The organism is Streptomyces sp. NPDC040718, assembly GCF_055593565.1.
Window position 1 is genome coordinate 1 of record NZ_JBVIXO010000031.1, and the last position, 12,504, is coordinate 12,504.

Consider the following 12,504-nt stretch of genomic DNA (forward strand, 5'->3'; position numbering starts at 1 on the left):
CTCGATCGGATCACCCAGACCCGTCCCCGTCCCGTGCGCCTCCACCAAGCCGATCGACTCCACCGACACCCCCGCGTCCCGCAACGCGGCGGAAACGACCTCCTGCTGCGCGGCACTGCTGGGAACCGTCAACCCGCTCGTCCGGCCACCGTGGTTGACCGCGCTGCCCTTGATCACACCCCGGATCCGGTCACCGTCCCGCAAGGCGTCCCGCAACGGCTTCACCACCACCGTCACCACACCCTCACCCGGCACGAAACCATCCGCCCCCGCATCGAACGGCCGGAGCGCGTTGGACGGCGAGAACGAGCGCAGGCGCGAGCCGAGTTGGAAGTACTGCGGTGACATGGCCAGGTGCACGCCGGCGACGATGGCCTGTTCGCACTCGCCGTCGCGGATGCTGCGCACCGCGGTGTGCAGGGCCACCAGCGACGAGGAGCACAACGTGTCGATCGTCATGCTCGGCCCGTGCAGGTCCAGGAACCAGCTCACCCGGTTGGCCAGGATCGCGTTGTGGTTGCCCAGGCCTGCCGCCGTCTGGACGACGTCCCCGACGACCGTGTCGCGGTAGTGCTGGTAGCTGGCGCCCACGAACACCCCGGTGGAGCGCTGGGGCCGTCCCGCGAGGCCGGCGTCCTCCAGGGCCCGCCAGGCCGACTGGACGAGATGGCGCTGCTGGGGGTCGATCCACTCCGCCTCGGCGGGTGACAGCCGGAAGAACCCGGGGTCGAAGTCGGTCAGTCCCCGGACGAAGCCGGCGCGCCTGAGGTAGACGGTGCCGGGCGTGCCATCGGTCCCGTAGTAGGAGTCGATGTCCCAGCGGGACGCGGGCACCTCGGTCAGGCAGTCCTCGCCGCCCACCAGTACCCGCCACAGTTCCTCGGGGCTCCCGGCGTTCGGGAACACCCCGTCGAAGCCGATGACGGCGATGTCGTGCAGCTCCTCGTCACCGGCGACCGGGGCGCCGGGCTGCGCGGCCGTCGGTGCCGGGGCCGGGACGGGGGCCGCGGCCGGTTCCGCGCGCTCCTCGGGCACGGTCGTCCGCGGACCGCCGTCCGCGGCCGGAGGACCCGCTTCGGCGGGCGCCGCAGTGACCCCGTACTCGTCCCTCAGCTCGGCGGCCAGCCGGTCGACCGTGCCGACCTCCAGGACCAGCGTCACGGGGATGTCCACGTCCAGCCTGGCCCGGATGTCCTGGGCCAGCGAGACCGCGAGAACCGAGTCGAGCCCCTGTTCCTGTAGCGGGCGGTCCGTTTCCAGTTCGGCGACGTCCAGTTCCAGGGCGTCCGCCACCCAGCGGGCCAGCGCGGCGTCGAGGCCTCCGGCCGCCCGGCGGCCGGGGGCCGGCGCGGGACGGTGGCCGTCGGCCGCCAGGCCCGGGACCCGGACCGGTACCGGTGCGGGCGTCGGCCGGGGGCGGTGGCCGTCCCGCGCGCCGTCTCCCGCGCCTCCCGGCGACGGTGCCGGGGAGAGCCGCTTCCAGGTGATCCCGCGTGCCTCCAGGACGGGTGCGTCTCCGTCGAGGACCACCAGGCTCGCCGTCAGCAGACCGGCGTCCGGCCCTCCCTCCCGGTCGCGCCGGGCGTACACGCGGACGGTGTCGGAAAGCGGGCCGAGGACGGTGAGCCGCTCGACGGTGAACGGTACGTACAGCCCCTGCGCACCGCACGCGGCGAGCGCGATCTGGAAGGCCCCGTCCAGGAGCCGGGCGTCCACGGCACCGTCGGTCCGTGCGGCGCCGCGCACCACACCGGTTGCCTGCCCGGGCGCCACGGAGAGCTCGGCCACCGTCCGGAAGCCGGTGCCGTAGCGGAGGCCGGCGCGGTCGAAGGCGTCGTACATCTCGTCGAGCGCGACGGGGGTGAGGCCTTCGACGACGGCCGGCACGGTGAGCGTGGGCTGCTCGGGAGCGGTCACCCTGGTGGTGACCACCAGGGCTCCGGTGCCGTCGCGGAAGGCGACCGCGTCCCCGTCGAGCTCGGCGGTGAGGGTCGCGGGGGCCTCGACGGCCGCCCGGAAGGTGAGGTCACGCAGGCCCAACCGGTCGCGGCCGAGGAGTTCGGCGACCTTGCCGGGGTACCCGGCTCCGGGGAGCGTCGGCTTGCCGAGGACCACGTGCTCGGCCGCCTCGGGGTGTTCCGTCCAGGTGTTCCCCGTACGGCCGGGCACGGTCTTCCGTACGGCGGCCCGTGGCTGCTCGGCCGGCTCCAGCCACAGGTACTTCTCGGCCTGGGGCCTGGTCGGGAAGCGCACGCCCGACCGGCGTCGCTCCCCGGCGGGGAGCTCGGCGCCGTCGGCGAACGCGCGGGCCGCCGCGTCGAGCGAGCGGCGGTCCGCTCCGGCACCGAGGGGCCCTTCGTGGACGCGCGCCGCGAGGGCGGCCACCCCCAGGTGGAGGGAACGGACGTCCCCGACCCCGGCGAGGAACAGTTGCAGCTTGTCCTCCAACTGCTCCACGCTGTCCGCCACGCACGCCAGCCGGTGGGACTGGGCCGGACGCTGCCGGCTCGCCCCGCTCAGCGCTCCGAGGGACGGGCAGTAGGCGGAGCGCAGCATCAGCACGAGCCTGTGGGCCAGTGTGCGCAGCGCCTCGTCCGACCCCGCGGAGAGGACCAGCAGGTGCGGTCCGGGCTCGTCTCCGTCCGCTGCCGGGGCGGGGCCGGCCTCGACCACGGCGTGGGCGTTCGCCCCGCCGAAGCCGAAGCTGCTGATGCCCGCGACGCGCGGACCGCCGCCCCACGGCTGGAGCCGGTCGGCAACGAACAGGGGCGAGGCGTCGAAGTCGAAGGAGGTGTTCGGGGTGCTGAAGTTCAGCGAAGGCGGGATGTGCCCCGCCTGGAGGGCCAGGATGGTCTTGATGAGTCCGGCGATGCCGGCGGCGGGCTCCAGGTGCCCGATGTTGGTCTTCACCGAGCCCACGGCGACCGGCCGGCGGCCGGCGGGCCCGCCCATGACGGCGTGCAGGGCTTCGAGTTCGATGAGGTCGCCGAGCTGGGTGCCGGTGCCGTGCGCCTCGACGTAGCCGATGTCGGCCGCGGTGCGCCCGGAGCCGGCCAGGGCCTTGCGCAGGACGGCTTCCTGGGCGGGCCGGCTGGGGGCCGTGAGGAAGCCGGCGCTGCCGCCGGTGTGGTTGACGGCGGTGCCGCGGATCACGGCGAGGACGGGGTCGCCGTCGCGTTCGGCGTCGGCGAGCCGCTTGAGGATGACGGCGCCGGCGCCCTCGCCGCGTACGTAGCCGTCGGCTCCGTCGTCGAAGGCGCGGCACGTCCCCTGCGGGGACAGCATCCCGTTGCGTACGAACGAGCGCGTCTTGGCCGGGGTGAGGACCAGGTTCGCGGCCCCGACGACAGCGGCGTCCACCTCGCCGGCCCGCAGGTGCATGGCCGCCTGGTGCAGGGCGACGAGGGAGGACGAGCAGGCCGTGTCGACGGCGAAGCTCGGTCCCGACCAGTCGAAGACGTACGACAGGCGGTTGGCGACCATGGAGGGGGCCGTGCCCGTCGCCACGTGCGGGTCGCCGTGGCCGATGCTCCGCGCCACGATCTCCGGGAAGTCACTCGCGATGGCTCCGACGAAGACGCCGGTGTCGGCACCGAGGGAGGTGTGGTCGTGGCCGCAGCTCTCCAGGGCCTCCGCGGTCACGCTGAGCAGGATCCGCTGGAGGGGGTCCATGCGGCGGGCCTCGCGGTCGCTGATCCCGAAGCGGGCGGCGTCGAAGTGCTCGACGCCGTCCACCCAGCCCATCCGGACGTCGTCGGCGCCGGCCTCGGACCACAGGTGGGCCCAGCCGCGCTTGCCGTCCGGAGCGCTGCCGACGCTGGAGACCCCCTCGACGAGGTTTTGCCAGAACTCGTCCGGTGTGGCGGCTCCGGGCAACCGGCACGCCATGCCGATGACGGCCAGGGCGCCGTCGTCGGCGACCGGCCCGGCGGGCTCTGCGGGAGGGGACACCACCGGGGCGGGAACCGCGGCCGCCGGGGCGGTCACGGCCGTCTCGGGCGCGACGGCCCGCTGCGGGGTCGGCTCCCGTTCGGTGACGGGGACGACGGCCCCCTCGGCTGCCTCCGGACCGCCGAGCAGCCGCACCACGCCCTCCGCGCCCAGCAGCCGGGCCAGCTTGACCGGAGTGCCGGAGGCGAAGACCGACGGGGCGGTGATGTCGGTGCCCAGCTCACGGCTGAGGCGGACGGCGGCGGAGGTGACGTTGACCGAGTCGCCGCCCAGGTCGAAGAAGTTGGCGTGCACGTCGAAGGCGGCGTGGTCCAGCGTGGCCGCGAACACGCCCGCGATGGACTCCGCGAGCGCTTCCTCCGTCACCCCGGCCGCGGGCCGGTTCGGGGACTCCGCGGCGCCCGCGGTCTCCGCGGCTTCCACCGGTGTTCCGGCGGACCCTTCGGCAGGTCCTTCGGCGGCCCCTTCGACGGACCCTTCGGCGGACCCTTCGGCGGAAGGGATGATGGTGTCGCGCGTCGGCAGCGGCAGCTCGGCGCGCGCCACCTTGCCGTTGCCGGTCAGCGGCATGGCGTCGAGGCTGACGTAGGCGTCGGGCACCATGTAGCCGGGCAGGGAACCGGCGACGAAGGCGTCGAGCCGGGACTTGGCCGGGACGCCGTCGCCCACCAGGTAGGCGGTCAGCCTCGGTTCACCGCGTCCCTCGAACCGTGCCGCGACGACCACGGCGGCGGTGATGCCCTCGAAGCCCTCCAGCACCCGCTCGATCTCCGCGGGCTCGATGCGGTTGCCGCGCACCTTCACCTGGGCGTCGGTTCGGCCGAGCCACTCGATCGCGCCGTCCGCGTGCAGGCGTACCTCGTCACCGGTCCGGTAGAGCCGCACACCGGTCACGGGGTGGACGGTGAAGACCTCGTCGGTCAGGTCCGGCCGGCCGGTGTAGCCGCGGGCGAGGCCGGCGCCGGAGAGGTACAGCTCGCCGGTCGATCCGGCCTCGGACGGCTCCGACTCGGCGTCCAGAACGTGGAGTTCCATGTTCGGCAGGGGCTCGCCCAGCGGCAGGAAGGAGCCCACCGAGGTGACCTCGTGGCACGAGGTCCAGATCGTCGCCTCGGTCGGGCCGTACAGGTTCCACAGGGCGCGGGCCGGCGCGTGGAGCCGCTCGGCGGTGGCCGGCGGCAGCGCCTCGCCGCCTGAGAGGACGGTGAGGCCCGCGTGCGGAGTCCAGCCGGTGCCCAGCAGCAGGCGCCACAGGCTGGGGGTCGCCTGGGCCACCGTCACGTCGGCGGTGAGTTCGGCCAGCCGGTACGGGTCCGCCGCGGTCTCCCGGGAGGCCAGGACGACGGTCGCCCCGGTCGTCAGCGGGAGGAGCAGCTCCAGCAGCGAGATGTCGAACGCCACCGTGGTGTGGGCGAGCACGGTGTCTTCGGGCAGCACTCCCAGGCGTGCGCCGATGCCGGTGAGGAAGTTGGCCAGCGCGCCGTGCTCGACCTCCACGCCCTTGGGTTTGCCGGTCGAGCCGCTGGTGAACAGGACGTAGGCCAGGTCGGATGCGGCGACCCGCGGTGGCACGGCCTGCGCCGAGCCGTCCGCGCCGGGGACGGGCCGCGCGGGGCCCAGGGAGGCGCCCAGGGCGTGGGTGCGGTCGTCGGTGAGGATGAGGTCGCACTGCGAGACCTCCACGTACCGCTGGAGCCGCTCCACGGGATAGCCGGGGTCCAGGGGCAGGAAGGCCGCGCCGGCGCGCAGGATTCCGAGCACGGCCGGGAGCAGGGCGACGTCCCGCTCCATGAGGACGCCGACCACCGAGCCGGATTCGATGCCCTCGTCGTGCAGCCGGGCGGCGACGGCGTCGGCCCAGGCGTCCAGGCCGGCGTAGGTGAGCGTACGGGCGCCGCTGCGGACGGCGGTGGCCCCGGGCCGGCCGGCCGCCGCGGCGGCGAACAGGTCCAGTACCGTTCCGGTCTCCGGCGAGGGAGCGGTGGCTGCGTCCGGCCGCGCCGCGGGCCCCGCCTCGGCGGGCCGTACCGCGCCGCGGGGTTCGGTGTGGGGGTCCTCGCCGTGCAGGAGGGCCGTCAGGACGAGGTCCTCGACCCGCAGGGTGAGGTCGAGCGCCTCGTCCTCACCCATCGCCGTCTCCCTGACGAAGACGGTGGGCGGGCCGTCCTGCAGGCAGAGGAGGGCGATCTCGGTGTGCGGTTCGGCGGACGCCTCCTCCCCCGCGCTGCGGTCCAGCACCATGACGCGGGTGAAGCTCGGCTCGTCGTCGCCGAGCGGCCGTCCGGCCAGGCCGAGCCGGAGTTCGAGGTCGCCCGCGTAGCCCTGGCGGGCCGCCGCCTCGTCGAGCTTGTCCCGCAGGGACCGGGTGGTGTCGCCTTCGAACCGTACGGGCAGGCGTGCGGCGGTGATGCCGTGGGTCCGGTCGGCGAGGACGCGCGCGGCCGAGGGCGACCAGGCGAAGTCGAAGACGTGCTCGCCGGTGCGCTCGGCGATCACCGTGAGGAAGGCGCGGACCACCGCGACGGCCTCCTCCCGTGAGGCCGGCGTGAACGCCAGTTCGTAGCGGCCGTAGTGGGCGCCGACCGCGGAGAAGTCGTCGGCGGGCAGCGGGGCGGGGCGCAGCTCCTCCAGTCGTGCCCGCCACCAGGGCTCGTGCGGCCGCAGCAGCTTCTGGGCAGCGGCGATGTCCGCCAGACGCTCCGCCGAGGCGGCGGGCAGCGCGGCTCCGGGGGTGATGCCGAGGCGCTGCGCGGCCGCCCGGCCGCTGAGCACGCTTCCGTCGACGGCGGTGCAGTCGCTCAACACGAGGTCCGCGTCGGGGGCGGCCAGGGTGATGGCGGAGTTGGTCACCGCCAGCACGGTGGTCTCGGTACGGGCGTTGTCGCGCGGGATCAGCCTGACCTGCCGGGTGAACACCGCGCCCTGTTCGGTGACGAGGGTCGGTACGCCGAGCGGGTTGGGGAAGGAGCCGTAGTCGAGGGCCTTGGAGATCCTGACGGCCTCGGCGGCGGACGTACCGGCGTGGATGACGCCGCCGTCCGCCATGCGGTCGGACCTGCGGTAGAACCTCCGCTCGCGGTCGCCCGTGTCGATCGGCTCGGGCAGCGTGCGCGCCACCACGTGCGGGACGAGATCGGCGAAGAGTTCGATGCCCGCCTCGGCCGTCTCGTACGTGAGGGACAGGGCGGTGGAGTGGTCGCGGACCGGGAACCAGCGCTCCAGCAGCACGCTGCCGGCGTCGACGGCCTCCGCCATCCGGTGCCAGGTGGCAGCGTGCCGGGACGCGCCCTCGTACAGGGCCCAGGCGGGGACGTGGCTGCCGGAGTAGCGGGGCAGCGGCCCGTCGTGGAAGTTGATCGCGGCGATCTTCGGCAGGCCGAGGACCGGGGCGGTCAGGATCCGGAAGTTGACCATGCTGAAGAGGTAGTCGAACGGCTTCTCCGAGAGGGTCTCGGTCAGGTCGCCGCGCGGGTCGAGCACCGGGATCGCGTGGGTGCCGGCCCATGCCGTCACGGCGGGGTCGTCGCTGAGGACTCCCTCGATGCGTACGCCCGCGTCCAGGAGCCGTGCGGCGCACTGGGTGAGGACCCGGGTGCCGCCGATGAGGTAGCAGGTGGCTGTCGTGCTCACTCCGCGTCCTCCCCGGGCTGGACGGCGTCCTCGCCGTGCACGTCGGTGTCCGGGGCCCCGGCACACTCACGGGCGACCCAGGAGTCGATCTGGGAGACGACCTCCTCGTCGAGCGAGAGCTGTCCGGGCGTCCACAGCGGGTTCGACAGGCCGCGGTGCGTCCGCTCGCACATCTCCCAGTCCTCGTAGTTCGCCTTGTCCCACAGCGCGAACACGGCCTCGTGGGAGAAGTCGCTCTTGGCGGTCTCGGAGGGGTGGAAGAGCCAGAAGTGCCGGACGAAGCAGGTGCCGGCGGTCTCGGGCCAGACCCACTGCATCATCACGTAGTCGGCCGTGAACCCGAAGAGGAGGTTCGGCAGGATGGTGATCCAGTTGATCCTCAGCCGGTCGTTCTCGGGAACCAGCTCCATGGGCGTCCGGCTGCTGCGTCCGGTCATGGACACGGAGTTGTAGCCGCCGCGGATCGACTGCCACGCCCCGACGATGTCGCCCTTGAGGTCGTAGGTGCCCGCGTCGTCGAAGTCGGTGATGCGGTGGAGGTCCTTGTGGGCGGTCGGGAAGTGCAGGCTCTCGTTCACGTTGTGCGCGACGAGCTTCCAGTTCGAGGCGACCGGGTAGTCCTTCGCCTCGACGCACTCCAGGTCGGCGAGCTCGTAGACCTTCGCGAACTCGCCGAACTCGCCGAGCGAGTCGTCGAGGTCGGGGGCGTCCTCGGAGAAGGTGATGAACACGACCCCGTGGCGGACCTCGGTGCGCACCGGCAGCAGGCCGTTCTTCTCCTTCTCGAAGAAGTGCTCCAGGTAGGTGCCGTTGAGGCTCTTGAGCTTGCCGTTCCGGTCGTAGACCCAGCAGTGGTAGAGGCAGACCAGGCTCTGCCGCTTGCCGGTGGCCTCCTCCACGAGCTTGTAGCCGCGGTGCCGGCAGTAGTTGTGGTAGGCCTGGATCCCCTCGTCCCCGTGGATGAGGAGGACGGATCCGGTGCCGATGTTCAGGGTGCTGTAGGCGCCCTTCTCCTTGAGGCGGGAGACGTGGTCCACCGGAAGCCAGCGCCGGCCGTAGATGCGGGACATCTCCCGCCGGTGCTGTTCCTCGCCGGTGTAGAACTCGTGCGACCGGCCTGTGCCGCCTGTTTCGAAGTAGGGCCTTTCCTCGTCCTGGTCACTGATGAGGTCGAACATGCTGGACGCACGCGTCATCTGCTGGGCTCCCTCGGAGGTGAAGCGCATGGAAGGCGATGCCGGAACGCCGGGGGACCGGGGCCTGTGAGGAGGCCGCACCGGCCCCCGCACGGCGCGGGACGGCGGGGTGGCTGGACGGTGATCGGGTGGTGGCCTGGTACCGGGCCCCGGCCGGACACGGCAGGGGGGCACGGCCGTCGCTCCCCGGTCGGGGCCGGTGCTACGGGGCCGTCAGCCGGCCGGGTCGTAGATCCGCTCGTCCTGCGGCGTGCCGGCGGCGTCGTAGAGCGCCTCGAGCGCGTCCGGTGCGTAGACCTCGTAGTCGGGAACGATGCCGCCGATCAGACCGAGCATCTTGTCGGTCCACTCCTGCGTCTTGCCCATGGCCTCCATCGTCGCCCGGAAGAACGGCGGGAGCTCGGTGAGTTCGCCGAGGGTCGTCGTGAAGTCGTAGACGCCGGCGCTCTCCTCGTCGCGCAGCTTGTTGTACTCGGCCAGCGCCTCCTCCATCGGCCGCTCACCGGCCAGGCCCTGGTGGACGCGCTCGGCGAGGAGCTCACCGTGCAGGAAGCCGTCGGTGATGCCCCATCCGGTGTAGGGGTCCTTGTGGTAGCCGGCGTCGCCGACCAGCGCCCAGCCCGGGCCGTACGCGCGGCGATAGTAGTTGTCCGGGTAGCGCATGGGCCTGAAATGCTCCTCGCGTCGGCCCTGGTCGCGCAGTTGCGCGCCCATCTCCGGGGAGACGTCGTCGAACACGCCCTGGAAACCGGCCTCGACGTCCTGGCGGAACTCCTTGAGCTGGCGCCGCGTGAGGATGACGGCCAGCATGTTCACACCGTCGTTCGTGGGCCAGGTGCCGAACCACTTCTCGTTGAAGCCGGTCTTGTGGTGCAGCCCCCAGTCCTCGAGCCCGCTGTAGTACGAGTAGTAGATGAAGCCCGACGCGGGGCGCACGTTGTACAGTTCGGCGCCGACCTTCTTGGCGACGGTGGAGTGGAAGCCGTCGGCACCGATGACCACGGTGGCGCGGAACTCCTTCTCCGGGCCGTCCCCTTCGCGTCCCCGGATGCCCGTCACGCGGCCGTCGGCGAAGACCAGGTCGGACACCGTGAAGTTTTCGAGGACCTCGGCGCCGGCCCGGCGGGCGGCGTTCACGAGGATCTCGTCGAGCACGGTACGGCGCGGGCAGTAGACGGCATCGACGCCGTCCACCGGCTCGGCGAACCCGTTGAGCTCGATGCCCCGGTAGGAGTAGTGCATCGTCCGGAGCGCCGGGGTCTTGGCGGCGATGATCTCGTCGAGCAGGCCCCACTCCTTGAGGCGCAGCAGCCCTGCCTGGTGGATGTAGTGGGTCGACACCGTGTCGCTGGGGAACGAAGCGCGGTCCACCACGAGGACGCGGTGACCCTGTCGGGCCAGATGCATCGCAACCGGTGATCCGGCACAACGGCCGCCCACCACAATGACGTCGTACATACGAGTCCCCCCTCAGATTTGTTTGAGGTACTGAAACACCGAGATCGGCGGCGAAAGCGTGGTCCGAAGGCTACGAACACCCGCAGATCAAGGTCAAGCATGAGCAATGGCCGAGTAATGACGGCATCTCAAATCCATGTCAACTCAATTACCCACCCCTCTCAACTGGCGGCATTTCCGCCCTGCTATGACCCCATCCGCCCAATTAACAATGTGGCGTGCGTCACATCGAGGATCCAGACTGGAGGCAATGATTCCATAAAGGGATCCGCCAGTACGTAAAATTAAGTTCTTGCAGATTGCACCAATGCAGCCGTGGCCTGCATTCCGTTTTCACACGACAGTCGGCCGATTCTTGATCAAATTAGCGAGCAGTGCATCTGACCTGGAGCAACAGGAATTCCCCACGCCCATCTCGCCCGGGGGAAGCGGCAGCCCTCGCACAAGCGAGCGCGTCGGATCACACCGGCACGCCCCGCTCGGAAGTGACGGGCAGTCACCATTCCCGCGCCCCGGGCCGGGAGGACCATGAGCCCCGGCAGCACAACGCGCCCTGACGAAGGAGCGGGCAGGACCACCCCGAGCCCCGTCGCCCGGGAGGCCGTACGGCCACGTCCACGGGACGAGAGGGGCAGGTGGGGCGGGTGGGGCGGATGGGGCGGATGATCCCTCGCGGGGGGACCGGCGGTACGAGCACAAGGCCACGCCGGACGGTGGCCGACCCTGGAGCAGCAGATGGTGACCTGGGTGGCCGGCAAGGACTCACCGGACCGTATGGATGCGGCTGTTCACGCGCTGCCCGAGCTCGCCGGCCCCGAGATCAGCGGCACAGCGACCGCCGCCCGTACGGGGACGGCCGCCTCGACGGTCGCCGATGGCTCCCGAGGTGAAGCGACCCCGCCCTTACCTCGCCGCTGTCACGACAGCGGCGACAGCGAGCAAGGTCAGGCCGATCGTGATCAGATCTACGGCCCACCGAATCTGTCGGAATTTCTGCACCACCAGGCCAGACAGGACCCGCACAGTGTCGGCGCGCCAGTCCTCGGCCATCTGGCAACGGATCACGTCGGCCTCCTGAGCCGCCCAGTACGGCCAGGACGGGCGATCCTCAGGACCGCCCGTCATGGGTCGCACCGCCCTCAACAGAGCAACGATCGCGCCCAGCAGCGCGACGGCTCCGACAGCACCGATCACAACCGCTGGAGTCGACGGCCGTGTTCCGACCCCGACGGTCAGCGCGCCCGCCAACGACGCGATCGACAGGGCAAGTAGCAAGCCGGCCTTGCTGTCGCAACGGCCGAGGTCCGTCGTCACCTGCGCAACGGCTATGTCGAGGTTACGATCCGCCCGCGGGCTCAACTGCGGGTCACCCGCCTGCGTTGCGGCAGTCACGATCCAGTCCTCCTCGGCTCGCCCTCAACGGACAAGTACCCGCGGGGTCAACCGCACGAACCGGACGACTGCACCCGAAACCCGGCCGGCGTTTGGACGGGTCGGAGGCCGTATCGGAAGCATCCGATACGGCCTCTGCCCTCTGTCCGGGTTGTAGAGGGCGGCCGGCCTGCCCCCGGACTTCCAGCCCGTGTCCAGGGTCTCCCACGCCTGCCCTCACCGGCGTTGAGGTTGTAGGCTGCCGCCCGCCGCGTTCCGCAGGCAGTCCCTCGGGGGTTGACGCCGGGCGGGGTCGTCGTCGCGAAGGACGGTGGCCAGCAGGTCGGCCTCCTCCGCCTCCGCGACGCTGTCCAAGGCCCTTAGGTACCGGGCATAGCGCCGGTGCTCGGGGGGTTCGTCGTCCGTGTGAGAAACGGTCATGCGGCGATCACATCATTCCGCTCGACCAGTGATGAAACGCAGGGCGAGGCCGGAGGCCTTGATCCAGTAGGTGACGCGGGCACCGTCGTCGAACGAGACCTGGCCGGGCAGGCCGACGTTCACCGGCTCGCCCGGCTTGCCGCCGGGGTCGGGGCCCTGGAGGCCGAGGGGAACGGTGTCCGTGTCGTACGTGTCCATGTGGCCGCCGGTGGCGAGGAGGGCCGCGTACGCCTTCTCACCCGGAGCGAGGGTGGCGGGCGCGTCCTTGCTGTCCTTGATCACGGCGATCGGGGCCCTGGCGTAGGGGAACCTCAGGTACGGGTATTCGTAGACGTTGCACTTCTTCTTCCCGGTGTTGGTGACGGTGAGGAGGAGGTGCCTGACGGGCTCGCCCTTCTCGTCCTCACTCGTCGCGGAGAACGCGAGATCCGCCACCGCACACGCGCCGATCGCGGCA

At 71.7% G+C, this 12,504-nt stretch carries 5 protein-coding genes; all 5 read right to left on the minus strand.

Annotated features, from left to right (window positions below; genetic code table 11):
- On the minus strand, nucleotides 1-7,581 hold a 7,581-nt coding region (locus ACZ597_RS35240; protein WP_471339435.1), incomplete at its 3' end, for an amino acid adenylation domain-containing protein.
- On the minus strand, nucleotides 7,578-8,777 hold the full coding sequence (locus tag ACZ597_RS35245) for an aromatic ring-hydroxylating oxygenase subunit alpha (RefSeq protein WP_471339438.1): 1,200 nt from the start codon (nucleotides 8,775-8,777) through the stop codon (nucleotides 7,578-7,580). The genes ACZ597_RS35240 and ACZ597_RS35245, both read right to left, overlap by 4 nt.
- A 213-nt stretch (nucleotides 8,778-8,990) precedes the next feature.
- Nucleotides 8,991-10,235 (minus strand): NAD(P)/FAD-dependent oxidoreductase, encoded by a 1,245-nt coding sequence (locus ACZ597_RS35250; protein WP_471339442.1) that lies wholly within the window; start codon nucleotides 10,233-10,235, stop codon nucleotides 8,991-8,993.
- 903 nt (nucleotides 10,236-11,138) lie between these two features.
- Nucleotides 11,139-11,627, minus strand: coding sequence for a Pycsar system effector family protein (locus ACZ597_RS35255; protein ID WP_471339444.1), 489 nt, complete (start codon nucleotides 11,625-11,627; stop codon nucleotides 11,139-11,141).
- A 432-nt stretch (nucleotides 11,628-12,059) separates the two neighbouring features.
- Nucleotides 12,060-12,504, minus strand: a 445-nt coding sequence (locus ACZ597_RS35260; RefSeq protein ID WP_471339446.1) for a DUF4232 domain-containing protein, incomplete at its 5' end; no start/stop codon positions are given.